Source organism: Rhodoferax sp. GW821-FHT07G04 (genome assembly GCF_059418585.1).
Genome location: NZ_JBWKQD010000003.1, coordinates 274,883 through 299,450, shown reverse-complemented (window position 1 = coordinate 299,450; position 24,568 = coordinate 274,883). Strand labels below are relative to the sequence as shown.

19 protein-coding genes are annotated in these 24,568 nt (G+C 63.2%); 14 read left to right on the top strand and 5 right to left on the bottom strand.

Translation table 11 applies throughout. The features are described from left to right. Window position 1: 1 nt before the first annotated feature. On the bottom strand, window positions 2-130 hold the full coding sequence (locus AC07OO_RS18675) for a hypothetical protein (protein WP_495083640.1): 129 nt from the start codon (window positions 128-130) through the stop codon (window positions 2-4). A 120-nt stretch (window positions 131-250) separates the two neighbouring features. Continuing rightward, complete coding sequence (locus AC07OO_RS18670; RefSeq protein WP_495083777.1) at window positions 251-763, bottom strand: DoxX family protein; 513 nt, start codon at window positions 761-763, stop codon at window positions 251-253. Between the two features lie 194 nt (window positions 764-957). On the opposite strand from AC07OO_RS18670, the gene mutS reads away from it, so the two are divergent. After that, complete coding sequence (mutS, locus tag AC07OO_RS18665) at window positions 958-3,585, top strand: DNA mismatch repair protein MutS (protein WP_495083639.1); 2,628 nt, start codon at window positions 958-960, stop codon at window positions 3,583-3,585. Window positions 3,586-3,631: 46 nt separating this feature from the next. Here mutS and AC07OO_RS18660 read toward each other — a convergent pair whose 3' ends face one another. Continuing rightward, the gene (locus tag AC07OO_RS18660; RefSeq protein ID WP_495083638.1) at window positions 3,632-4,453 is read right to left on the bottom strand and encodes a substrate-binding periplasmic protein; all 822 of its coding nucleotides are present in this window, start codon (window positions 4,451-4,453) and stop codon (window positions 3,632-3,634) included. A gap of 205 nt (window positions 4,454-4,658) precedes the next feature. Here AC07OO_RS18660 and AC07OO_RS18655 point away from each other — a divergent pair, with 205 nt between their 5' ends. The 3 genes from AC07OO_RS18655 to AC07OO_RS18645 all read left to right on the top strand — a co-directional run bounded on the left by AC07OO_RS18655 (window position 4,659) and on the right by AC07OO_RS18645 (window position 11,733). Continuing rightward, window positions 4,659-5,486, top strand: a complete 828-nt coding sequence (locus AC07OO_RS18655; RefSeq protein WP_495083637.1) for a proteasome-type protease — start codon at window positions 4,659-4,661, stop codon at window positions 5,484-5,486. 31 nt (window positions 5,487-5,517) lie between these two features. After that, window positions 5,518-6,351 (top strand): alpha/beta fold hydrolase, encoded by an 834-nt coding sequence (locus tag AC07OO_RS18650; RefSeq protein ID WP_495083636.1) that lies wholly within the window; start codon window positions 5,518-5,520, stop codon window positions 6,349-6,351. A gap of 231 nt (window positions 6,352-6,582) precedes the next feature. Next, a complete protein-coding gene (locus AC07OO_RS18645) occupies window positions 6,583-11,733 on the top strand; it encodes a beta strand repeat-containing protein (RefSeq protein ID WP_495083635.1) in 5,151 nt (1,716 codons plus the stop codon). Window positions 11,734-11,754: 21 nt separating this feature from the next. Here AC07OO_RS18645 and AC07OO_RS18640 read toward each other — a convergent pair whose 3' ends face one another. Next, entirely contained in the window at window positions 11,755-12,579 is an 825-nt protein-coding gene (locus tag AC07OO_RS18640; protein ID WP_495083634.1) for an undecaprenyl-diphosphate phosphatase, read from the bottom strand. Between the two features lie 160 nt (window positions 12,580-12,739). Between AC07OO_RS18640 and AC07OO_RS18635 the strand changes: the two genes are divergently transcribed. The 8 genes from AC07OO_RS18635 to AC07OO_RS18600 all read left to right on the top strand — a co-directional run bounded on the left by AC07OO_RS18635 (window position 12,740) and on the right by AC07OO_RS18600 (window position 20,543). Next, window positions 12,740-14,191, top strand: coding sequence for a DUF4139 domain-containing protein (locus AC07OO_RS18635; RefSeq protein ID WP_495083633.1), 1,452 nt, complete (start codon window positions 12,740-12,742; stop codon window positions 14,189-14,191). Window positions 14,192-14,324: 133 nt separating this feature from the next. After that, window positions 14,325-14,849 carry a DUF6622 family protein gene (locus AC07OO_RS18630; protein ID WP_495083632.1) on the top strand — a complete coding sequence of 175 codons (525 nt, stop codon included), beginning with the start codon at window positions 14,325-14,327 and terminating at the stop codon, window positions 14,847-14,849. A 92-nt stretch (window positions 14,850-14,941) separates the two neighbouring features. Next, complete coding sequence (paaH, locus tag AC07OO_RS18625; protein ID WP_495083631.1) at window positions 14,942-16,471, top strand: 3-hydroxyacyl-CoA dehydrogenase PaaH; 1,530 nt, start codon at window positions 14,942-14,944, stop codon at window positions 16,469-16,471. Further along, window positions 16,464-16,787: a 2TM domain-containing protein gene (locus tag AC07OO_RS18620; protein WP_495083630.1), complete on the top strand. Its 324-nt coding sequence runs from the start codon at window positions 16,464-16,466 to the stop codon at window positions 16,785-16,787. The genes paaH and AC07OO_RS18620 overlap by 8 nt, the downstream gene beginning before the upstream one ends. Continuing rightward, window positions 16,784-17,821 (top strand): sensor histidine kinase, encoded by a 1,038-nt coding sequence (locus AC07OO_RS18615; RefSeq protein ID WP_495083629.1) that lies wholly within the window; start codon window positions 16,784-16,786, stop codon window positions 17,819-17,821. The genes AC07OO_RS18620 and AC07OO_RS18615 overlap by 4 nt, the downstream gene beginning before the upstream one ends. A 10-nt stretch (window positions 17,822-17,831) precedes the next feature. Continuing rightward, entirely contained in the window at window positions 17,832-18,680 is an 849-nt protein-coding gene (locus AC07OO_RS18610) for a LytR/AlgR family response regulator transcription factor (RefSeq protein ID WP_495083776.1), read from the top strand. 1 nt (window position 18,681) lies between these two features. After that, window positions 18,682-19,908: a carbohydrate porin gene (locus AC07OO_RS18605; RefSeq protein WP_495083628.1), complete on the top strand. Its 1,227-nt coding sequence runs from the start codon at window positions 18,682-18,684 to the stop codon at window positions 19,906-19,908. Window positions 19,909-19,952: 44 nt separating this feature from the next. Continuing rightward, window positions 19,953-20,543, top strand: a complete 591-nt coding sequence (locus AC07OO_RS18600) for a hypothetical protein (protein ID WP_495083627.1) — start codon at window positions 19,953-19,955, stop codon at window positions 20,541-20,543. 16 nt (window positions 20,544-20,559) lie between these two features. Here AC07OO_RS18600 and AC07OO_RS18595 read toward each other — a convergent pair whose 3' ends face one another. Then, window positions 20,560-21,678 carry a DUF2157 domain-containing protein gene (locus tag AC07OO_RS18595; RefSeq protein ID WP_495083626.1) on the bottom strand — a complete coding sequence of 373 codons (1,119 nt, stop codon included), beginning with the start codon at window positions 21,676-21,678 and terminating at the stop codon, window positions 20,560-20,562. A gap of 190 nt (window positions 21,679-21,868) precedes the next feature. Between AC07OO_RS18595 and AC07OO_RS18590 the strand changes: the two genes are divergently transcribed. Together AC07OO_RS18590 and AC07OO_RS18585 are read left to right on the top strand one after the other, a co-directional pair. Continuing rightward, window positions 21,869-23,008, top strand: a complete 1,140-nt coding sequence (locus tag AC07OO_RS18590; protein WP_495083625.1) for a branched-chain amino acid ABC transporter substrate-binding protein — start codon at window positions 21,869-21,871, stop codon at window positions 23,006-23,008. Window positions 23,009-23,308: 300 nt separating this feature from the next. After that, window positions 23,309-24,568, top strand: coding sequence for an HD-GYP domain-containing protein (locus AC07OO_RS18585; protein WP_495083624.1), 1,260 nt, complete (start codon window positions 23,309-23,311; stop codon window positions 24,566-24,568).

Sequence of the window (24,568 nt, the reverse complement as noted above, 5' to 3'; positions counted from 1 at the left end):
TTCAGTCGGGCCGGCGCGGCTGCAATACGTCCCAGCTCAACGTCACCCGGCCAACTCTGCGCCGCCATGGCTCGCTACCAGATCGCACGGCCTTGAGCACATCGTCCAGTTGCAGTGTGGAGGGTTTCAATGCGGGCTCCTGCTGTGAAAGGCGCCACCGCCGCGGGCGGCGGCGGGCTGGCACTAGCGTAGCACCGATTGCACGGAAAGGACACCGTGAGAATCCCGGAGCCCCTGGGGGCTCCCACTGCTACATGGCCGCGCGCTTGGCCAACCAGTGGTCCACCGAAATCCTGCCAGGGCCATGGGCCACCAGGAACAGCAGCACTGCCGCCCAGGTGCCGTGGGTGGGATAGGCGTCCGGATAGACCAGCAACTGGATGACTAGCGTCATGCCCAGCAAGGCCAGCGCCGAGAAGCGGGTTGCAAACCCGATCAGCACCAAGAGCGGGAAGAAATGCTCGCCAAAGGCCGCCAGCGGCGCGGCCACCTCGGGCGACAGCAGTGGCAGGCGGTACTCATCATGGAACAAGGGGACCACCGCGTCCGACAACCGCGGCCAGCCCAAATGGAAGTCACCACTGACGATGTCCACCACAAAGCCCTGGACCTTGGTCTGGCCGGACTTCCAGAATACGGCCGCGATGGAGAAGCGGGCCAGCAAGGCAATTGCCGAATCGGGAATCGCCTTGCACAGGCCAATGACCCGCGCCACCAAACTAGCAAGTAAAACGGTAGCGGATGCGGCGGATGCTGGGGCCATGGTGGCCTGGCGTGGGTTCATGTACTTGTCTCCTGGTAGGGTGCTAGCCAACACGTGCGCATGCGGCATGGGCTTGGCTGGGGTATACGGTGCAGCCAAACCATTCGGCTACAGACATAGGTCGCGCGGAGTCCGTGTTTCTTACACCTGCCGCCCAGGGCGTAGCCCGGCCGCTTGTTGATAGACTCCCTGCGATGAGCGACGCCGACAAGCAACACACCCCGATGATGGCCCAGTACCTTGCACTCAAGGCGGCCCACCCCAACACCCTGCTCTTCTACCGCATGGGTGACTTCTATGAGATGTTTTACGCCGATGCCGAGAAGGCCGCCCGCCTGCTGGACATCACGCTGACCCAGCGTGGCCAGTCCGCTGGCGCACCCGTTGTCATGGCCGGTGTGCCCTTCCATGCCATGGAAGGCTACCTGGCCAAGCTGATACGCCACGGCGAGTCGGTGGCCATCTGCGAACAAGTGGGCGAGGTCACCGGCAAGGGCCCGGTGGAGCGCAAGGTGGTGCGGGTCGTAACCCCTGGCACGCTGGTGGACGCCGAACTACTCAGCGAAAAATCCGAATCCGTGCTGATGGCCGTGCACCAGGGTCCGCGCAACCGCTGCGGCCTGGCCTGGCTCAGTGTGACCCAGGGCGTGGTGCATCTGGCCGAGTGCGCGCCCGACGCCGTGGCCGAATGGGTGGCCCGCGTCGGCCCCAGCGAGCTGGCCTACAGCGCTGGTGCCACCCAGGCCTTTGAAGACCGGCTCAAGCGCCTGCGCCTGAACACCAGCGGCACCAGTGCGCTGTACACCACGGCCCGGCCCGAATGGCAGTTTGACCCCGCCTTGGGCCAACGCAAACTGCTGGACGCGCTGCAAGCCGCCAGTCTGGCAAGCTGGAACGCCCAAGACCTGCCGCTGGCCCACGCTGCCTGCGCAGCCCTGCTGGGCTACGCCGAGCACACCCAGGGCCGCGCGCTGACCCACATCAGTGCGGTGCAGGTGCAGCGCGATGGCGAGCTCATCGATTTGCCGCCCACCACGCGGCGCAACCTGGAGCTGGTGCAGACGTTGCGCGGCGAAGATTCGCCCACCCTCTTCTCGCTGTTGGACACCTGCATGACCGGCATGGGCAGCCGTATGCTCAAGAGCTGGCTGCTGGCGCCCCGGCGCGACCGTGCGCAGGCACAAGCGCGGCTGGACGCCATTGCCACGCTGCGCAGCGGCACGCTGCAGTCATCCTCCCTGGCGCTGTGGCAGGGTCTGCGCCTGCAACTCAAGGGTAGCGCGGATGTGGAACGCATCACGGCGCGCACCGCGCTGCGCCAGGTGCGCCCCCGCGAACTGGTCGCCCTGGTCGTGACGCTACAAAAAACGGAGCTACTCGCGCAGACTTTGCGAGGGCTGGAGGCCTATTTGGCCAACATCGCTCTGGACTTGGAGCCCCCAACCGGCTGTGCGGCCCTGCTGCTGCAGGCCATTGCGGCCGAGCCCGCCGCCCTGGTGCGCGACGGGGGCGTCATCGCCACCGGTTTCGATGCCGAGCTGGACGAGCTGCGCGCCATCCAGACCAACTGCGACGATTTTCTGCTGGACCTGGAGGGCCGCGAGCGCGCCCGCACCGGCATTGCCAACCTGCGGGTGCAGTTCAACAAGGTCCACGGCTTCTACATCGAGGTCACCCAGGGCCAGGCCGACAAGGTGCCCGACGACTACCGCCGCCGCCAGACGCTGAAGAATGCCGAGCGCTTCATCACCCCCGAGCTGAAGGCCTTTGAAGACAAGGCCTTGAGTGCCCAGGAGCGCGCGCTGGCTCGCGAGAAATGGCTGTTCGAGCAGGTTCTGGACCGCCTGCAGGCCTTTGTACCCATGCTGACTCGCACGGCGCGCGCACTGGCAGCGCTGGACGCACTATGCGCGCTGGCCGAGCGCTCGCTGACCTTGGACTGGTGCGCACCGCAGTTTGCCGTGGAGCCCTGCATCGACATCACCCAAGGCCGCCACCCGGTGGTGCAGGCACGATTGGCCGAACTCTCCAGCGGCAACTTCATCGCCAACGACACACGCCTGGGGCCTAAGCAGCGGCTACAGATCATCACCGGCCCCAATATGGGTGGTAAGTCCACCTATATGCGCCAGGTCGCGCTGATTGTGTTGCTGGCATCCATCGGCAGCTATGTGCCAGCGGCCGCCTGCCGCCTGGGGCCTATCGACGCCATCCACACCCGCATCGGCGCTGCCGACGATCTGGCCAACGCCCAGTCCACCTTCATGCTGGAAATGACCGAGGCCGCGCAAATATTGCACGCCGCTACCCCGCACAGCCTGGTGCTGATGGACGAGATTGGCCGGGGCACTTCCACCTTTGACGGCTTGGCCCTGGCCAGCGCCATTGCCACGCAGCTGCACGACAAGACCCAGGCTTTCACGCTGTTCGCCACCCACTACTTTGAGCTGACCGAGTTCCCGGCCACCCACCACAGCGCGCTCAACGTGCATGTGAGCGCCACTGAGTCGGGTCGCGACATCGTCTTCCTGCACGAAATCCAGAGCGGCCCGGCCAGCAAGAGCTACGGCATCCAGGTCGCCCGCCTGGCCGGCATGCCGGCCGCGGTGCTGAACCAAGCCCGCCACACGCTGGATGCGCTAGAGCTACAAGCATCGGAATCGCAGGCTCAAGTGGATTTGTTTGCAGCCCCTCCCACTATCGAAACCATAGCTGCATCCGCTTTGGATATGAGGCTTGCAGCCATCAATCCCGATGCATTGAGCCCGCGCGAGGCGCTGGAGGCGCTGTACCAGTTGAAGGCGCTGGCCAACGGAGGGTGATCTCACTCTCGCCAGTTGCGCATCTTCCACTCAGGGAGGCCCAGCGTCAGCGGCACCCCAGCCGCTCCAGGCTGACCGGGCACGGCAGGTAGTGTTCCAACAGCTTCTTGTAACTGCCATCTGTCACCATGGTGCCCAGGGCGTCGTTGAATCTTTGCACGAATGCGGCGTCATTGGTCGCCTTGCTGAAGGCCACCATGTCTGCCTCTTCCGAGGTGATGAGTTGGCTGCGCCCAACGAGGTGGCTCACGCCCAGCTGCGCGATCGTCAACAAGCCGGTCAACTCGTCCGCAACCCAACCGTCCAAGCGCCCCGCGGCCATCATCTGCAGGCCCGAGTTAGCCGATGGCACGAAGCTCAGGTGGCTTGCAAAGGCGGGGTTGTTGACCAGCGCGTCGTACTCCGCGCCATAGGAGGCATCGCGCCGCACAGCCAGCTTGAAATCGGTTCCGATGATGTCGGTCAGCTTGGTGAGCTTGTATTTTTTGCGGCCGTCCAGCCGCACAAACACCACATTGCGCGCGCTGTTGGTGGGCCGAGAGAACAGCGTGAAGACCTGGCGCTCCGGCGTATTGGCGGCGCCGGGGATCATGTCCAGCTCGCCGGTCTGCAACTCCCGCCAGGCCCTGGCCCAGGGTATGTCGACAATACGGGTCTCGCACTGCATGCGGCCCAAGGCTTCGCGCACCAGGTCGATGTGCAGGCCGCGGTAGGCGCCCTGGTCGTCCTTCACGGAGTACGGCGGTGACAGCACCCAGGCCACGGTCTTCACGCAGTTGGCCGCGTGGGCGGATGCCGACACCACCAGGCCCTGCAGCGACAACCACACCAGCGCAGCCAAGCCCAAGCGTGCAAAGCTGGCATTCATGGCGAAAAAGAGTGTGGGTGCATGGGCTGCCGACATGCCAGATGCAATGCCTGACCACAAAATTATGAACGCAATTGCACGGCCCGGGGCCATTGACAAGCCCTAGCCAAAGGACTGCAATGGCGGTTGCCAAGGACTGCGGGCACCGATGCCCACGGTACCGCCCGATACACTCTAGGTATTTCCCCCAGCCCAGCCACAGACCATGACCTATTGTGTAGCCATCAAACTCAACGCCGGTTTGGTGTTCCTCTCCGACTCGCGCACCAACGCCGGGTTGGACCAGATCAGCACCTTCCGCAAGATGATCGTCTACGAGCGCCCCGGCGACCGCTTCATGGTGCTGCTGTCGGCGGGGAATCTCAGCATTTCGCAATCGGTGCGCGAAATCCTGCAAGTCGAGCGGCTCAAGGACAACGATAGCGACGAAGGCATCACGATCTGGAACGCCAAAAGCATGTTCGATGCGGCCCGCGTGCTGGGGTCCGCCATCCGCCGCGTGCACGACCGCGACGCCGTGGCTCTGCAACAGGCCGGTGTGGATTTCAACGTGTCGCTGATCTTCGGCGGCCAGATCAATGGCGAGGGCATGCGTCTGTTCCAGGTGTATTCGGCCGGCAACTTCATAGAAGCCACCTCCGAGACGCCCTACTTCCAGGTCGGTGAATCCAAGTATGGCAAGCCGGTGCTGGACCGCGTCATCACCCCCAACACGCCACTGGACGAGGCCGCCAAATGCGCCATGGTATCGATGGACTCCACACTGAAGTCCAACCTGTCGGTGGGCCTACCCATGGACTTGGTGGTGTATGAGGCCAACACCTTCCAGACCGACCGCATTGCCTGCATCGACGAAAACAACCCGTACTTCAAGATGCTGCACGACAGTTGGGGCCAGAAGCTGCGCGAAGTGTTTGACAGCATTGAAGACCCGACCTGGGATGGCGGCCAGACTTTTGTGCCCTTGATGGTGGGCTCGGCCCGCAGCCTGCCGCTGCGCAAGATCACAACACCACAGGAAAAGCTCATCTAAACGCCGCCCTGCGGCGCCGCCCACTGCCACCATGTCGACCATCATCTTTTCGCACGCCAACAGCTTCCCGGCCAGCACTTACAAGATTCTGTTCAAAGAACTGCGTTCGCGCGGCTTTGCCGTCAAGGCGATCGAGAAATACGGCCACGACCCGCGCTACCCGGTCAGCAACAACTGGCCCCATGTCGTGCAGCAACTGGTGGACTTTGCGCAGGAGGTCACGGCCAAGACCGGTGAGCCCGCGTGGCTCGTAGGCCACTCGCTGGGCGGCTTTCTGAGCCTGATGGCCGCCGCCCGCAAGCCCGAGCTAGCCCGTGGCGTCGTGCTGATCGACTCGCCCATCGTGGGTGGCTGGCGTTCCACGGCCCTGGGTGTCATGAAGACCACGCCGATGTTCGGCTCCTTCTCGCCGGGTGCCGTGAGCCGCAAGCGGCGCAACGCCTGGCCATCCGTCCAGGCTGCCTACGAACATTTCCGCAGCAAGAAGGCGTTTGCCAAATGGGATGACGCAGTGCTGATGGATTACGTGACCCATGGAACGCTGGAGGCCGACGACGGCAAGCGCGTACTGAGCTTCGACCGGGAGATCGAAACCCAGTTCTACAACACGCTACCCGACAACCTGGAGCGCCTGCTGGCCCGCCACCCGGTCAAATGCCCGGTAGCCTTTCTCGGCGGATTGGCTTCGCATGAGATGAAGCAGGTCGGCATGGCCATGACCGAGAAAATCACCAAGGGCCGCATCCTGATGCTGGACGGCAGCCACCTGTTCCCCATGGAAAAACCCCTGGCAACCGGGGCCGCCATTGAGGCGGCGCTGCGCAATATGGACAACTCGCCGCCGGGCCGCCCCAAGGCGAGTTAGCCCCCTCGGGGGGCAGCGATCGACACGAAGTGCGTGAGCGTGGGGGCCTAAAAGCCCGAAATAGGCCGGGTTTTCGGACAGTTCCGGTTTAGCGGCCTTTGGCGCCGCCGAAAGATGCACGCTACCCCATAAAGTCGCTACTATTAATTCAGTACGGCTGGCGCAGTGCTGGACTTCACCCTTTCCGGCAGTGTGCCAAACCCAGCCAGGCAAACCAACCACTGACCTACCGTGTTCGCTCTTCTCTTCGTTCTTGCTGTCGTTGGCCTCGCCGTCAATGAGCGGAACCGCGAGTCTGCGCCAAAGCCGGAGACGGATGGTTCTACACCCACCCCCACCTCGCAGACCACTACGCCAACGAATGCCGCCTCGTCCCTGACGACCGCGCAATTGGCGGCCATGACCACGGCAGAGATCGCGGCGCTGACCACCGCCCAGGTCAGCGGCCTGACCAGTGACCAGATCGCCGTGCTGAGCAGCAGCCAGATCGCCGCCTTTGAGCTGGTCGACGTCGCGGTGCTGAGCACCGGCGCCATTGCCGGGCTCAACTCGGACCAGATCCAGGCCCTGACCACCGACCAGATCGTGGCCCTGACCACGGGCCAGGTCAAAGCCATAGAAACCGCCGACCTGGGCGCTCTGCAGACCAGCCAAGTGGCCGCATTGGAGACCCGCGATGTGGCCGCATTGGGCACCGCACAGATCAACGCGCTGAGTTCGGGCCAGATTGGCTCTTTGGGCACCGCCCAGATCAGAGCCCTGACGACCGCCGAAGTGGCCATGCTGGGTACTGACGACGTCGCGGCACTGGGCACAGCAGGCATTGGTGCACTCAGCACGGCGGCCACCGCCGCCCTGAGTACCGATGCCATTGCCGCACTGTCCACCGACCAGATCGTGGCGCTGGTTTCCGAGCAGATAGCCGCACTGACCACCAAGCAGGTGGCCGCCTTGAGCACGGCCCAGGTAGCCGCCATGGAGACGGCCGACATAGCTGCGCTGAGCACGGCTGGCATCGTGGCCCTGAGCACGGCCGATATCGCTGCGCTGACCAGCCAGCAAATCCGTGCCCTGACCAGCCGCCAGATAGCGGCCATCGAGACCCGCGATGTCGCGGTGCTGGCGTCGTCGCAAATCGCAGCCTTGACCAGCAACCAGGTCGGCGCACTGGGCACCGGGCAAATCGGCGCACTGGGGTCCAGCGCCATCACGGCCCTGGGTACGGCCGGCGTCAGCGGGCTCAGCACCGCGGCCATTGCGTCCCTCGGCACCGCAGCCATCGCAGCGCTGTCCACTGGGCAGATTGCCGCGCTGACCACCGGACAGGCTGGTGCGCTGACCACGGCCCAAATCGATGCACTGACGACCGGCCAGATTGCCGCCATCAATACGGCCGACATCGCTGCGCTCAGCACCTCGGCCATCGTCGCACTCAATACCGAAGATGTGGCATCGCTGAGCACCAGCCAATTGGCGGCGTTGACCACCAAGCAGATTCCAGCGATAGAAACCCGCGACATCGCCACGCTCAGCAGCGCCCAGGTAGCGGCGCTGTCCACCGCGCAGTTGGCGGCCCTGACCACGGCACAGATGGCCGCGCTGACGGCTAGCGGCGCACTGACCGTTACACAATTGCCCCCCAGCGGCATTGCCGGCCTTAGCACCGCGACCATTGCGGCGCTCAGCACCAGCCAGATCGCGGGCCTTTCCGCGGCGCAGATTGGTGCGTTGACCTCGGCGCAGATTGCGGTGCTGTCCACTGACCAAGTGGTGGCCATTGAGACGGCCGATATCGGCGCCCTCAGCACGGCCGCCATCGTCGCGCTGAATACGGCAGACTTTGTGGTGCTCAGTACCGACCAGATTGCCGCCCTGGCAACCGGCCAGATCGGCGCCATCGAAACGCGCGACCTGATCGTGTGGAACACCACCCAGGTGGGCGCACTGACCTCGGACCAGATTGCGGCGCTGACGCCCACGCAGATGTCAGCGCTGACCAATTTTGGCGCGCTGTCCTACGCCAATTTATCGACGTCGGCCATTGCCGGCCTGTCCACGACCACCATCGCCGCCATGACGACGGCTCAGATCGCGTCGCTCAATACCGACCAGATTGCTGCGCTCACCACCAACCAGGTCGTGGCCCTGACCACCGGTGGTGTCAAGGCGTTGACCACCGACCAGATCGTCGCGCTGACGACCGACCAGGTAGCGGCCATGGAGTCACGGGATGTTGCCGTGCTGAGCACGGACCAGATCACCGCCCTGTCCCCCTCTCAGCTGGCTGCCCTGGGCACGACCCAGGTGAGCGCGCTGAACACGGCAGACGTCAAGGCGCTGGGCACCGCCGGCATGGTGGTGCTCAACACGGCAGCCATCGGCGCACTGAGCACCGCTGGCATTGCAGCCCTGTCCACCGACCAGATCGTCGCGCTGAATTCGGACCAGTTCGCAGCGCTCAAAACCAATCAAATCGGCGCACTCGGCAGTGACCAGGCCGCCGCCATAGAGACCGGCGATCTGGCTACGCTGGGCACAGCCGCCATCGTCGCGCTGAGCACCGCAGCCATCAAGGCGCTGAATACCGACCAGATCGGTGCGCTGGGCACACAGCAGGTAGCAGCCATCGAAACCCGTGATGTGGCCGCCATGGGCACCAACCAGATCGCGGCACTGAACACCGACCAGATCGGTGCTCTGACCTCGTCGCAGTTGTCCGCTCTCAGTGCAGGGGGCGTGGCAGCCTTGGGCACCACCGGCATAGGGGTGCTGGGCACGGCAGCAGTTGCCGCGCTGAGCACCGCCACCACGGCAGCCCTGAGCACCGACCAGATCGTGGCGCTGAACACAGCCCAGATTGCAGCGCTAAAGACCAGCCAGATTGCCGCGCTGGGCACTGCGCAGGTGGCCGCCATCGAGACCGCCGACATCGCCGCGCTGAGCACGGCCGCCATCGTGGCATTGAACACCGCAGACTTTGTAGCTCTGAATACCGACCAGATCAGGGCTCTTGGCACACAGCAGATCGTGGCCATAGAAACCCGCGACCTGGCCGCACTCAGTTCCACCCAGGTCACCGCCATGACGCCGGGCCAGATCAGCGCGCTGACACCGGCTCAATTGACCACGCTGACCATCTCTGGCGGGCTGCCACTGACCAGTTTCACGACAGCGGCTATTGCAGCCCTGCCCACGGCAACCGTCGCTGCGCTGAGCACCGCGCAGGTTGCCTCTTTGTCTACCGACCAGGTTGCCGCCCTGACCACGGCACAGGTCATTGCGCTGAGCACCCAGGGTGTGGGCGCGCTCACTACCGACCAGGTGGTGGCCATGGGCACCAAGCAGATTGCGGCCATCGAGACCCGCGATATAGCCGTGCTCAACACCGACCAGATCGCCGCACTGGGCACTGCACAAGTAGGTGCCCTGGGTAGCACGCAGGCTGGAGCGCTGAGCACCAACAGCGTGGTAGCACTGGGCACGGCAGGCATTGGCGCGCTGAGCACCGCCGCGGCAGCCTCGCTGAGCACCGCAGGCATCACGGCGCTGACCACCGATCAGATCGTGGCTCTGGGGTCTTCGCAGATAGCGGCGCTGAAGACCAACCAAGTTGTCGCGCTGTCCAGCAGCCAGCTCGCCGCAATCGAGACTGCGGACATTGGCGCGCTGAGCACAGCGGCCATCGTGGCATTGAGCACGGCTGCATTCACCGCCATCACTACCGACCAGGTGGGCGCACTATCCAGCAGCCAGATTGCCGCGATCGAGACCCGCGACATCGCCGTGCTGAGCACCGACCAGTTCCTGGCCATGGGCACCACGCAGATCGGTGCCCTGTCCACGGCGCAAATGGGCGCGCTGACCACGGCTGACGTTGTGGTGCTGGGTGCTGGTGTGGCCGCGCTGAGCACCAATGCTATTGCCGCACTCAATTCCAACGCCATTGGCGCACTGACCACCGATCAGATCGCGGCACTGACCTCGTCCCAGGTGGCGGCACTGAAGACCTCGCAGGTTGCCGCCTTGAACACCGACCAGATTGCCGCCATTGAAACGGCCGACCTGTCTGCCTTGAGCACGGCCGCCATCGTGGCCCTGAGCAGCGACGCCGTTCGCGCCCTGACCACCGACCAGGTTGGCGTACTCAGCACCAAGCAGGTCGCGGCCATCGAAACGCGCGACATCGCCGTGTTGAGCACCGACCAGATCGTGGCGATGACCACCACCCAGTACAGCGGCATGAAGTCCAGCCAGGTGGCGGCCTTCACAACCAACCAGATATTGGCACTGGAAACGGCTGACCTGGCTGCGCTGCCCACGGCGTCAGTCGCGGGCTTCAACACCGACAACATCCAGGCCATGTCCACGGACCAGGTCTTTGCGCTGACGCCCTTCCAGGTGGAAGGCCTCAGCCCCACGCAGATCAACGCCATGAGCGTGCCGCAGTTCCAGGCACTGCACTTTGGCACGCCGCTGGTGCTGGACCTCAACAACAACGGCGTCTTGTCACAGGGCATAGAAGCCGGCGTGCACTTCGACCTGTTTGCCAATGGCCAGCAATCAGCCACCGGCTGGGCTGATCCCGGCGACGGCTTCCTGGTGTTTGATCGCAATGGCGACGGCCGCATCAACGACGGCACCGAGCTGTTTGGCGATGCCACCGTGCTGTCCAACGGCCAAAAAGCCCAAAACGGCTACGAGGCCTTGGCCGACCTGGACAGCAACCACGACGGTGCCATCAACTACGCCGACATCAACTTCTCCCAGTTGAAGGTGTGGACCGACAGCAACTCCAACGGCGTGACCGAGGATGGCGAACTGCACAGCCTGGCCGATCTGGGCATTGTCAATTTCAACCTCAACGCGGTGGGCACCAACACCAAGGACCATGGAAACACCGTGGGTCTGGTCTCCAACTTCGACGTGGGTGCGGGTAGCGACAAGCAGTCCTACCGCATGGCCGACGTCTGGTTTGTGGCCGACAACAAGCCAAAGACCTCAGCCGCACCGACCTTTGCAGCCGCAGAGGCGCCACCGTCACCCGCCACCATACTGGCGGTGGAACCCACCGAACTGCAGCAAGGTGTGGCCGGCATGGTGGACGCCTTGGCCACCTTTGGCAACAAGCACAGCTTCAAGACTGAAGAGGCCGTCTTTGGGACGGATGAATCGCCCGCCACGCTGAAGACAGGCGGCGCCGGCGGTGGCAGCCACAACGTAACCCAACAACTGGTCCAAGCCCTGCGCCAGTTCGACGCCAATGGCAACCTCGTCAGCGGCCAGGCCAACACCGTTGCCAGCTTGGCAGCCACCGAAGCCAACAACAAGACAGCCAATGACACGCATGGTGGCGTGCTGGCCATCAATGGTGGCCGAGCGTAGCCGCCAACCGCCAGTCCCTGACTAAGCCACCCAGTGCACCGTGCCGGTCCAGGCGGTGGCCAGCACGACGATGCCGAAAGCAATACGGTAGTAGGCAAAACCCACGAAGCTGTGCGTGGCAATGAAGCGCAGCAGCCAGCGTATGCACAGCCAAGCGCTGATGAACGACACCACAAAACCCACGGCAAACATCGGCGCATCGGCCAGTGACAGGATGCTGCGCTCCTTGTACAGGCTGTAGACACCTGCACCCACCAGTGTGGGAATGGCCAGGAAGAACGAAAACTCGGCCGCCGCCTTGCGCGACAGGCCCAGCAGCATGCCGCCGATGATGGTGGCGCCGCTGCGGCTGGTGCCGGGGATCATGCCCAGGCACTGCACCAGGCCCACCTTCAGCGCGTCCAGCGGCGTCATGTCGTCCACACTGTGGATGCGGGGCACGGGCTTGGCGATCTTCTCCACCCACAAAATGATGAAGGCCCCGACGATGAATGCGCCGGCCACCACTCCCGGGTTGAACAAATGGGTCTTGATGGCTTTGTAGACGGTAAAACCCAGAATGCCGGCCGGCATGAAACCAATTACCACGTTGATGGCAAAGCGCTGGGCCTGGCGGCTGGAGGGCAGGCCCACCAGCGTGTCGCGGATCTTTTGCCAGTAGACGATGATGACCGCCAGAATGGCCCCGGTCTGGATGGCGATGTCAAACACCTTGGCCTTGTCATCGTCAAAGCCCAGCAGGGCGCCGGTCAGAATCAAATGCCCAGTGGACGAAATGGGCAGGAACTCGGTCAGGCCCTCCACAATACCCATGATGGTGACCTTGATCAGCAAAGCGATATCCAAAACCCACTCCTTCAGTAAAAAACGCCGCTAGCCCTCGTGCGAATTGCATAGAGTGCTCTCATGTTTGTAGCATGTTGTAACTGCCATTGCCTCACTCCATGGCTTGGCATACAGTCAAGCCCCCTATTCTCCACTACCCACATTGCCCGGGACCCTCTCCATGCACAGCCCTTTTCGTAACTCTCTGTTCACGCTGACCCTTGTTGCCGCCGCCACCGGCATGGCCCATGCCCAGGTGCAGGAACAGCGCAGCACACTGGCCGACCAGCAGGAGGTGGCCGTCACCATCTACAACGAAAACCTGGCTTTGGTCAAAGACCAGCGCAAGCTGCAGCTCCAGCGCGGCGCGTCCAGCCTGGCGTTTCGTGATGTCAGCGCCCGTATGCGACCCGAGACCGCGCTGTTGCGCAGCACCAGTGCACCGGGCAGCATCTCGGTGCTGGAGCAGAACTTCGACTTTGACCTGCTGACCCCGCAAAAGCTGCTGGAGAAATATGTGGGCCGCAGTGTCAGCATCATCCGCACCAACACCGCCACCGGGCAAGAGACCACCGAGCAGGCCCAGGTGCTGTCCGCCAACAGCGGCGTGGTGCTGAAAATTGGTGACCGCATCGAGACCGGCATCCCAGGGCGCATCATCTATGGCGACGTGCCCGCCAACTTGCGCGACCGCCCCACCCTGGTCATGGCGCTGGACAATGCCGGCGCGCAACAACAAGACCTGGAGCTGAGCTACCTGACCGGCGGCCTGGCATGGAAAGCCGACTACGTGGTGGAGCTCAACCCGGCAGAAGACAAGCTTGATATCTCGGGCTGGGTCACGCTGACCAACACCAGTGGGGCCACCTACCGCAATGCCAAGCTGCAACTGGTGGCGGGCGATGTGAACCAGGTTGCCGACGTGCTGATGCAAAAGCCGGGGCGTGTTATGGCTATGGCCGCCGCCCCGGCCATGGCCAAAAAAGAAATGGTCGAAGAATCCCTGTTCGAATACCACCTTTACACGCTGACCCGCCCCACCACCATCGCCGAAAACCAGACCAAGCAGGTCTCGCTGCTGTCGGCCTCCGGCGTGCCGGCCCGCAAGGAACTGCTGCTCAAGGGCAATGACTACTACTACCAGAGCAGCTATGGCGACCTGGGCCAAAAGATGAAGGTGGGTGTGTTTGTGGAGTTCGACAACAAGGAAGCCGCCCAGTTGGGCATGCCCCTGCCCAAGGGCGTGATCCGCGTCTACAAGAAAGACCGATCCGGCAACGCCCAGTTCATTGGCGAAGACCGCGTGGACCACACACCCAAGAACGAGACCGTGCGCCTGAAACTGGGCGATGCCTTTGACGTGACCGCCGACAAGAAGCAAACCGACTTTAAGAAGATCGGTGGCACCGGCAAATACAACTACGTCTTTGAAAGCGCCTACGAGGTGGTGCTGAAAAACGCCAAAAAAGAGCCCGTGGTCGTGACCGTGCAGGAACCTATGCCCGGCGACTGGCAAGTGCTGTCCAGCAGCCACCCCTACACCAAGGGCGCCAGCAACACCGCTGTCTGGAAGGTCAGCGTGCCCGCCGAGGGCAATACCAAGCTGGTGTACCGCAGCTTAGTACGTTACTAATCACTGCATTTCGCGCCGCATACGGTTCATTTGGCGACAGGGGCGGCAGCTCCCGTCGCAACGGTGTTCTCCACAGAGGGTGGCGCTGGCAAAGTCCAGCCATCGCAACCACCACCCCTCAAGGAGAAACACCATGTTCATGCAAATTCTGGCCGGCACGCCCAAGTGGGTCTTTGTTCTGTTCTTCGGCCTGGTCTGGCTGGGCGTCAAGCAAATGCTGCCCGGCCGCGTGGGCCTGAACCGCATCACCATCCTGTCGCTGGCCATGACCGGCCTGTCTTTGTATGGGGTGACCTCGGTCTTTGGCGACACCCCCCGGGCCCTGCTGACCTGGTTGGTTGGCGCTGCAGTGAGCTTCGCACTGAACCTGCAAATCCCCGCCTCGACACAGATCCGCTATGACGTGGCCAGCCGCAGCTTCCAGATGCCCGGCAGCGTCGTGCCCCTGGCCCTGTTCATGGGCATCTTCTTCACCAAGTACGTCGTGGGCGTCAGCCTGGGTGTGCAACCGGCACTGGCTCACAACAGCCAGTTCGCGTTGATCGTCAGCAGCCTGTATGGTGCCTTCAGCGGCATCTTCATCGCCCGCTCCACCAAGCTGTGGCGCATCGCCCTGGACCAGGCCAACGCCGGTGTGCAGCAAGCCTCGCTGGCCTGAGCCAAAGTTGACTCGTCCGTCACGGCACTGCCCGCAAATCCCATTACCATTGCGTCGCCCACCCTCCATACGTGCCAAGAAAGACGACCACCGTGACCGCTGCCGCCCTGCCAACAACCTCCACCATTGCCGTCATCGGAGCCGGCGCCATGGGGGCCGGCATAGCGCAGGTGGCTGCTGTAGCGGGCTATACCGTGCAGTTGCTGGACAACCGGCCCGGCGCAGCGGCAGATGCCATCCGCAGCATCCAGGCCCAGATCAGCAAGCTGGCCGACAAGGGCAAACTGCCCCCCGAGCGGGCCGCACAAGCCTGCGCCAACTTGATGGCCGTGCAGCAGCTGTCAGACCTGGCCGGTGCCAGCCTGGTCATCGAAGCCATTGTCGAAAACCTGCAGGCCAAACAAAGCCTGTATGCCGAACTGGAAGGCATCGTTGGCGATGACTGCATCTTCGGCACCAACACCTCGTCCATCTCCGTCACCGCCATAGGCGCCGCGCTCAAGCGCCCCCAGCGCCTGGCCGGCCTGCACTTCTTCAACCCGGCGCCCGTCATGGCGCTGGTGGAGATCGTCTCCGGCCTGGCCACCGACCCCGCCGTGGCGGCCACGCTCTTTGCCACGGCCACGGCCTGGGGCAAGACGGCTGTGCATGCCAAGTCCACCCCCGGTTTCATCGTCAACCGCGTCGCCCGCCCCTACTATGGCGAGGCCCTGCGCCTGCTGACCGAGGGCGCTGCCGACTGCGCCACGCTGGACGCGGTGATGCGCGAGGCCGGTGGCTTTCGCATGGGCCCGTTCGAGCTGATGGACATGATCGGCCACGACGTCAACTACGCCGTCACCTGCTCGGTGTGGAATGCCTTCTACAACGACCCGCGCTTTGTGCCCTCGCTGGTGCAAAAGGAATTGCTGGACGCGGGCTTTCTGGGCAAGAAGAGTGGTCGCGGCTTCTTTGACTACCGCGAAGGCGCCAGCAAACCCGCTCCCCAAACCGAGGCGGCACGTGAAGCGCCCACCGGCATCATGCTGTGCGGTGACTCCGACGCGGCGCGGGCCCTGGCCGAGCGCCTGTCCAAGGCCGCCATTCCCTTCGACAAGAGCCCATCCATTGATGGACGCATTGCCCAAGTAAATGGCGCCGTGCTCTTTGTCACCGATGGCCACAGTGCCACCCAACGCGCTGCCGATGCCGGCATTGCCAACACCGTGCTGGTGGACCTGGCGCTGGACTACCGTGCAGCAACCCGCCTGGCCCTGACCCGCGCGGTGCAATGCAGCGATGCGGCTGCCGATGCCGCTATCGGCCTGCTGCAAGCCGCCAAGTTCCAGGTCTCGCACCTGGCCGATGTGCCCGGCTTGGCCGTCATGCGCACCGTGGCCATGCTGGCCAATGAGGCGGCCGACGCCGTCAACCAGGGCGTGTGCTCGGCCGCAGCGGCCGACGCAGCCATGCGCCTGGGTGTGAATTACCCCAAGGGGCCGCTGGCCTGGGCCGACGCCGTGGGCTTGCCCGCTATCCGCACCGTGCTGGCCCATCTGGGCACCAGTTACGGCGAAGACCGCTACCGCATCTCACCCTTGATGGCCCGCCACGTTGCCGCAGAAAAAACCTTCCATGGCTGACCAACCACCCATTGGCACACCACGCAGTGCCGAAGAGCTAGACCGCCTGGCCCGTAAACGCGCCGGTGCCAAGCTGGGCTGGTATTTCCACGCCACGGCCTTCGTACTCGTCAACCTGTTTGTGTTTTCCATATCGCAATACGGTTTTGGCGACCGGCCCTGGTCCATCAAACCCTTTTTGGGTTGGGGCCTGGGCCTGGCACTACATGGCGCGTCGGTCTGGCTATTGGGCGCGGGCGGCAGCGTGCGCGAGCGCATGGTGCAGAAGGAGCGCGAGCGCCTGCAGCGTGAGCAAGACGGGCGCAGCGGGCCATGAAGATCGACTGGATTGAGAAGCTGCAGAACTTTCTGCAAACGCTGGCCTTTTGCCTAGGCATTGCCGCACTCCAGTACGTCTTTCGCCCCGACCGGCCTTACGAACTGCCGCTGACCTATTCGCTGGCGATTGGCTGCAGCACCTGGGCCTTGGTTGATTTTGGCCGTCACTACATTGCCCCCACCGACCATCAATGGCCCGAAGGCGTGTGGGGCAAGCTCTTCCCCATGGTGGCCATCGTGCTGGGCTTTGCCATCGGCACCACGTTGGGAGATTGGTGGCTGGGTCACTCGACCTGGGCCAATGCATCCCGCAAGCAGTTGATGCTGTCGGCGGTGATGTCGGTCGTCGTGGGTTCCGTGGTCACCTACTATTTTCACAGCCGCGGCAAGAGCGCCTACCTGGAACAACAGGTCAACGAGGCCAACCGCCTGGCCACCGAATCGCGCCTCAAGCTGCTGGAAACACAGCTGGAACCCCATATGCTGTTCAATACGCTGGCCAACCTGCGGGTGTTGATTGCCATAGACCCGCCGCGCGCCCAGGACATGTTGGACCGCATGGTGGCCTACCTGCGTGCCACGCTGAGCGCATCGCGCGCCAGCAACCATGCGCTGAGCCTGGAGTTTGACCGCCTGCGCGACTACCTGGAACTGATGGCCGTGCGCATGGGCCCGCGCCTGCACTACGAACTGGATTTGCCGGAAGACCTGGCAGCACACAACGTGCCCACGCTGCTGCTGCAGCCCCTGGTGGAAAACAGCATCAAGCATGGGCTGGAGCCCAAGGTAGAAGGCGGGACCATCACCGTTCGTGCGCGGCGTGAGCATGGCTTGCTGTGCCTGGAAGTGCGCGACACCGGCGTGGGCTTTGACAGCACAGCCACACCATCCAACGGCTTTGGCGTGGCGCAGGTGCGCGAACGCCTGGCCACCGCCTACGAAAGCCGGGGCAGCATAGACCAGCACTCCGCCCCCGGGCAGGGCACCATCACGCTGCTACACCTGCCGCTCTCTCCCACCAGCCATGCATGACGCCATGACGATGACGACAACAGCACCCACAGCCCTCATTGCCGAAGACGAACACCTGCTGGCCCAGGCCCTGCAAGCCGACCTGGCCCGCGCCTGGCCCGGCCTGAAGGTGCTGGCCACCGTGGGCGATGGCGCGTCTGCCGTGCGCCAGGCCCTGGCCCTGCTGCCCGACGTGTTGTTCTTCGATATCCGCATGCCCGGCATGAGCGGCCTGGAAGCGGCCACCGAACTGGCCGAGCAATGGCCCACCACCGGCCCCGGCGCACGCCCCTTTCCGCAACTGGTGTTTGTGACGGCCTACGACCAGTACGCAGTGCAGGCTTTTGAAGCCCAGGCGGTGGACTACCTGCTCAAGCCCGTGCAGGCTCCTCGCCTGCACAAGACTATAGAAAAACTGCAGCTAGCCCTCGCCAAACCTAAGCAGGCCGCTATCGATTTTGAAGCAACGCTGTGCCAGCTGCGCGGTTTGATCGCCAGCCCCATGGCTTCCGGCGCTGCCGCATCTATCACCACACCGGCCGCTGCACCTGCCACGCCCTTGACCGTCATACAGGCCAGCGTGGGCAACACCATACGCATGGTGCCCGTGGCCGACGTGCTGTGCTTCGAAGCAGCCGACAAGTATGTGCGGGTGCTGACCGCCGAGCGTGAGTACCTGATACGCACGCCCCTGAAGGAGCTGCAGGAGCAGTTGGACACCGCCGTGTTCTGGCAGATCCACCGCGGCACCATCGTGCGGGCTCTGGCCATTGAAGCAGTGACCCGCGATGAAGCCGGCAAGGTATCGCTAACGGTGCAAGGACTCAAGGAGAAGTTCGTCGTCAGCCGTCTCTACGCCCACCTGTTCAAGGCCATGTAACGTGGCACGGGCCGCCCAACGCGTCGTTGGCCTGCTCGCCTGTGCGGGCCTGTGCGTGGGCGCGCTGGCGCAAACCTCGGCACCAGACGCCAACCCCCCCCCACCCACACCGGCCCTGGCGTTCGAAGGCGCCTACAAGCTCGACCTGCTGCGCCTGGCCAGCGGCGGCCAGCAGCCCGGGGGCAGCGCCATGGGCCACCTGGACCTGAAGCTCACCATCGACCTGGACAGAGCCTGGGGTTGGAGCGGCAGCACGCTGTTCTTCAACCTGCTGCACGACCACGGCGACAAGTTCAACCGCGACCGCGTGGGCAGCCTCACCGGCGTCAGCAACATCGAGGTGGCGGTGGACACCGAGCGCCTCTTCCAAGCCTGGATCAAGAAGGAATGGGCCGACGGCCAATACTCGGTGCTGGCGGGCCTATACCCCATAGACACCGAGTTCCAGGTGCTGGACACGGCGGGGCTGTTCCTTCACCCGTCCCATGGCGCCAGCGGGGACTTGTCGTTGACGCGGGGCCCGTCCATCTTCAACACATCGGCCTTTGGCGTGCGCGGCAAGTGGGCCTCTAACGACCAAAGCAACTACCTGCTGGTCGCGGTATTGGATGGCATTGCCGGTGACCCCAATCAGCCCAAGGGCACACACGTGGTCATGGGGCCAAACGACGGCGTCATGGGCATAGTGGAAATGGGCTGGCGGCCCGGCGCCGCGCCGGGGCAGGCCTCCGACACCAAGTTTGCAGCCGGCGCCTGGGGCTATAGCGCGCAGGTGGACGATTTGCGCGATTTGGATGCCAACGGCCTGCCCCTGCGGCGGCGCAGCGCCGGTGCCTATGCCCTGGCGGAAGGCAAGCTGTGGCAGGGTGAAGCCGGGTGCAGCCTGCATGGCTTTGTGCGCTACAGCGCCACCGATGGCGACTCCACGCCCATTCGCGCCATCGTCAACACCGGCCTGGTAATGAAGGCACCCTTTGGCGGCCGGCCAGACGACGCACTGGGTCTGGCCTACACCCAGGCCGTGGTCAGCGACAAATACCGCGCCGTGCAAGAAGCGGCCGGGCGAGCCACCACCGCCATCGAATCCGCATGGGAGCTCAGCTACCGCATCAAACCACTGCCCGAACTGGCAGTGCAACCCATGCTGCAATGGTTCGGCAACCCTGGCGCAGACCGGTCGGTCGCACAGGCCACTGTGGTCGGTGTGCGCTTGGAGGTATCCTTCTAAGCCTGCGTTTCCCAACATTGACTGTTGAATTGAGAGGCTATCCCATGGCGATCCACTACACCTCTGTTGCCAACCACCTACCCGAGAGCAAGATGCGGCTCTACCCCACGCAGGTGATCAATGTCATAGGCGGCCCGGGGTGCGAAAAGTCGGTCATCACATCGGCCATCGTGCTGTACCTCAAGCTGCGCGAAAAGACGGTGGAGGTGATACCCGACTTTGCCAAGTCTCTGGTGTGGCAGCAAAACTTCGAAGTGCTGAAGAACCAGTATTTCATCGCCCAGCGCCAGTACCAGATGCTGAGCCTGCTGGACGGCCAGGTGCAATTCCTGATCACCGAATGCTCGCTACCCCAGGTGCTGTACTACAACGAAAACTATCTGGACAACATCTGCGACATCGCCAAGACGCGCACCCACATACTGGACTGGTACAAGCAATGCAACAACGTCAACATCGTCGTGGCCCGCAGTGACCGCAAATACATACGCACCGGCCGCTTTCAAGACGAAGAGCAGGCCCGCGCCATAGACCGCGGCATGGTTGAGCTGATGGACCGCGAAGGCCTGGCTTACACCACGCTCCCCACCGATGTGGATGCAGTGAATGCTTTTGCGGCAGGCCTGGTAGCTTGATCCAACGCGGGCAAGCCTATCTTGGGCGCAGTCCCTCGGGCACATAGCGACTCAAGCGCGCGTTGATGGCGGCCTCGTTGCGCTGCCACAGCACACCCAACCACACCACGCCAAAGCCGAGCAGGGTCAGCGCAAACGGGAATAGCAGACTGTCCTTGAAAACCTGGTGCGACAAATAGCCCAGGTAACCCGCCACCCCCAGGCCACCCAACACGGTGAACACACGCCGGCCGATGGCTGCGCCCATAAACACCAGCGCGACATTGAGCAGGCAATACAGCAGCTTGCTCCACTCCGATGCAGAGTCACGCAGGCTCAAACCGCCCCAGAACATGATGCCGCCAAAGATGTAGAGCCAAAAGGCGTAGTCCTGCCGCCACGCCGGCTCGCGTGCACGGCGGCTGCGTGCGTCCACCCACATGGCCACACAGCAGGTGGCAATGCCAAACACCAGCGACACATCGCGCATGAACTTCCAATCCCACGTGCCCTCTTGCAACAGCGCATTGGCCAGATCCATGCTCAGGTACCACACCGTCACCGCAATAGGCATCACCATGAACGGCAGGCGGTAGCGCCACAGCATCACCACGCCGGCGGCCAGGGTGGCGAACTCCAGCGTCATCCATCGCCAGTTGATATGCGTGTGGTAGGTCGAATAGGAGTCGTCTCCGCCCGGAGGCCACAGGCCCAGCAGGCTTTGCACGCACCACACGACCAAGGGCACCAGGCACACCGCCAGCGTGGCCAAGATACCCGCTGGTATGGGCAGGCCCTTGGCCTTGAAATGGTCGGCTACCTTGAGGCAAGCAAGGGCATAACCCAACCCGATGACCAACAGCCCCGCTGCGCCCATCAGTTGGAAACCCAGCGTCATGAACAGCGTCATCGCGCCAATGGCCACCATGCCGCCGAAGTAATACAGCACGTTGACAAAGCTGAAGACCGGCCCGCTGTGCGCGGTGGTGGCCGCTTGGCGTTGCGCGGCCGCTACTAGCCCCATGTCGGTGAACTGCGCCCACAAAGCGTGCGCCTGGGCCTGTGTGATCGTGCCGGCACGCACGGCCTCTTGCAGGTCTTGCAGCCGCAAAGAGACTGTCACCGAAGTATCAGGGGCGGTTTCTGGTTTTTGCATAGCGAACACCCAGTAGCACGAAAGCAGTGCGCATGTGGCAGTAACGTGTCAGAAGAGATGCTAATGGTTTATTAGCCATTTAAATATAGGTTCAATACTAGTAGCATCCCTAAGTTGGGGGGCTTTCAGATGCGCTATCGTGTAGGAAGTGACACCCTCTGTGTTCACACTTCTTACTACTGGAGAATTTATGCTGTTGAAGTTGAAAATCGTTGCTGCTGCCGTTGTTGCCCTGGCATCCGGCGTTGCGATGGCACAAACCGTCGTCACCATTGCCCACGTTGGCCCAACCAGCGGTGCCATTGCCCACTTGGGCAAGGACAATGAAAACGGCGCCAAGATGGCCATTGAAGAACTCAATGCAAAAGGCGTGACCATCGGTGGCCAAAAGGTTACTCTGAAGCTGATGGCCGAAGACGACGCTGCTGACCCCAAGCAAGGCACTGCAGTCGCTCAAAAGCTGGCTGACGCCAAGGTTGCTGGCGTGGTCGGTCACCTGAACTCCGGCACCACCATCCCCGCATCGCGCATTTACAGCGACGCTGGCATCCCCCAAGTGTCTCCCTCCGCTACCAACCCCAAGTACACACGCCAAGGCTTCAAGACAGCTTTCCGTATGGTTGCTGACGACACCCAACTGGGTGGCACACTGGGCAAGTACGCTGTTAAGGAACTGAAGGGCAAGGCCATCGCCGTGATCGATGACCGTACCGCTTACGGCCAAGGTGTGGCACAAGAGTTCGCCAAGGCTGTTGAAGCTGCTGGCGGCACCGTGGTTGCCAAGGAATTTACAACTGACAAGGCTACCGACTTCAACTCCATCCTGACCACCATCAAGGGCAAGAAGGCTGACGTCGTGTTCTTCGGCGGTATGGACGCTGTTGCCGGCCCCATGCTGCGTCAGATGAAGTCCCTGGGTATCAATGCCAAGTTCATGGGCGGCGACGGTATCTGCTCCACAGAACTGGTCAAGCTGGGTGGCGATGCCATCTCCGACAACCAAGTCTACTGCGCTGAAGCCGGTGGCGTGGAAGGTGCTGGCAAGGCTGGCATGGAAAAATTCAAGGCCGCTTTCAAGACCAAGTTCGGCACCGAAGTTCAAGTGTACGCACCCTATGTGTATGACGCTGTGAACGTGATGGTTGCTGCCATGGTCAAGGCTGGTTCTGCTGACCCAGCCAAGTACCTGCCCGCACTGGCTGCCACTTCTGGCTACCAAGGCGTGACCGGCCCCATCTCCTTTGACGAAAAGGGCGACATCAAGAACGGCGCTTTGACACTGAAGACCGTCAAGGGTGGCAAGCTGACCGAGTTGGCCGTTATCCGCTAATAGGCACTAATGCATTGGCAACTCCGGTTGCCAGCGCCAAAGGGCACACCGCAGGGTGTGCCCTTTTTTTATGCCCGCGGCGCCTGCGCCGCGCGCCCATGCTCCAGACAGGCGGTGCATCTGCCACGCCAAACGGCCTTTAAAAACACCAATAGGAGGACGACACTTCCATCCATGGAGCTACATCCGCTTACAAGTTGGGCTGCCAAAGAATAAGTAAGCACCTGACGACAGGCTCCACCAACTGCCCGCAAATGGTATTGCGGGCACCCCGGGGCTCTAAAGGAGGACGGATACACCATGCAAGCAGTCAATTTTGCACCCGGCGACTCGCATGCCGACCCGGACTTCTTGGCCGCCATCCTGCGGGCCAGCGAAACCTACTCCATCGTCGCCTCGCAAGACATTGTGGATGTGCGTGGCCTCAAGCTCTGGGCCAAGGGCCTGCCCGTATCGGCCGCGCTGCAGCAGCGCCTGCTGGAGCGCAAGCTGCTCAACCCCATAGAAGCCTGCCTGATGGCCGAAGACGGCGTCACCCCCTTCTATCTGCTGGAGCAATTGCACAAATTCTTGGACAGCAACCACAGCATGGCCAACGCCCTGCGCCCCTGGGGCACGGTGCTGGAGAAGCAACTCAAGCAGATGCCACTGCATTCTGTGGCGCAGTTGCTCCTGACCACCGCCCTGGCCACCCGCCCCGGCGCCGTAGAGCATGCCGTGCAAGCCATGGCACTGGCCGGCGGCATGGCACAGGCCCAAAGTCTGCCCGTAGACATGCGCCTAGCCATGCTGGGCGGTCTGCTGCACGACATCGGCGAGGCCTATATCCAACCCCAATACCTGGACGGCCAGGAGCCTCTGGACCTGCTGGGCCACCAGCACATGATGGTGCACCCCCGCATTGCCCAATTGCTGTTGGACGCCACCACCGACTACCCCGCCACGCTGTGCCGTGCCGTCGGCGAGCACCACGAGCGGGCCAACGGCTCGGGCTACCCGGCCCGCCTGCACGGCGACGCCATCTCGCCGCTGGGCATGCTGCTGGCCGCGGTGGAGACGGCCATGGGCGTATCGCAATCGCCCACCGCGCCGCTGTTCCGCGCCAGCTTTGCACTGCGTGTGGTGCCCGGCGAGTTTCCGTCGCGCTACAGCAGTGTGGTGTTCAACATGGCGCGCGACGCGCGGGAGAAGATTCCCACCAACATCCGCGTGCCGTCCGACGCCCTGCACCACATCAACGCCACGCTGGAAAAAGCGCAAGGCATTGCCCACACCCTGCAGTCCCCCACCGGCAGCAAGGAGCGCGCCGCCATCGTGCTGCTGGCCGAAGACCGCCTGCACCGCCTGCGCATGGCCTGGAACGCCCTGGGCGTGTGGGGCCTGGCCCCTGAGCAACTGACACCACAAGACCATTTTGAGATGGACCTGGCCTGGGGCGAACTGCGCCTGCGCCTGTTTGAGCTGCAACGCGAGTGCATGCTGTTGGCAGAAAGCCTAAGCGAGGCAGAAAAGACCGAACTTACGCCCATTTGGGCCGACTTGAAGGTGCAGCACGCCTAA

Bases quoted from the DNA above. Each gene is read 5' to 3' on its own strand.
- AC07OO_RS18670 (WP_495083777.1), bottom strand. From the start codon at position 763: ATGGCCCCAGCATCCGCCGCATCCGCTACCGTTTTACTTGCTAGTTTG.
- mutS (WP_495083639.1), top strand. From the start codon at position 958: ATGAGCGACGCCGACAAGCAACACACCCCGATGATGGCCCAGTACCTT.
- AC07OO_RS18660 (WP_495083638.1), bottom strand. From the start codon at position 4,453: ATGAATGCCAGCTTTGCACGCTTGGGCTTGGCTGCGCTGGTGTGGTTG.
- AC07OO_RS18655 (WP_495083637.1), top strand. From the start codon at position 4,659: ATGACCTATTGTGTAGCCATCAAACTCAACGCCGGTTTGGTGTTCCTC.
- AC07OO_RS18650 (WP_495083636.1), top strand. From the start codon at position 5,518: ATGTCGACCATCATCTTTTCGCACGCCAACAGCTTCCCGGCCAGCACT.
- AC07OO_RS18635 (WP_495083633.1), top strand. From the start codon at position 12,740: ATGCACAGCCCTTTTCGTAACTCTCTGTTCACGCTGACCCTTGTTGCC.
- AC07OO_RS18630 (WP_495083632.1), top strand. From the start codon at position 14,325: ATGTTCATGCAAATTCTGGCCGGCACGCCCAAGTGGGTCTTTGTTCTG.
- AC07OO_RS18620 (WP_495083630.1), top strand. From the start codon at position 16,464: ATGGCTGACCAACCACCCATTGGCACACCACGCAGTGCCGAAGAGCTA.
- AC07OO_RS18615 (WP_495083629.1), top strand. From the start codon at position 16,784: ATGAAGATCGACTGGATTGAGAAGCTGCAGAACTTTCTGCAAACGCTG.
- AC07OO_RS18610 (WP_495083776.1), top strand. From the start codon at position 17,832: ATGACGACAACAGCACCCACAGCCCTCATTGCCGAAGACGAACACCTG.
- AC07OO_RS18600 (WP_495083627.1), top strand. From the start codon at position 19,953: ATGGCGATCCACTACACCTCTGTTGCCAACCACCTACCCGAGAGCAAG.
- AC07OO_RS18595 (WP_495083626.1), bottom strand. From the start codon at position 21,678: ATGCAAAAACCAGAAACCGCCCCTGATACTTCGGTGACAGTCTCTTTG.
- AC07OO_RS18590 (WP_495083625.1), top strand. From the start codon at position 21,869: ATGCTGTTGAAGTTGAAAATCGTTGCTGCTGCCGTTGTTGCCCTGGCA.
- AC07OO_RS18585 (WP_495083624.1), top strand. From the start codon at position 23,309: ATGCAAGCAGTCAATTTTGCACCCGGCGACTCGCATGCCGACCCGGAC.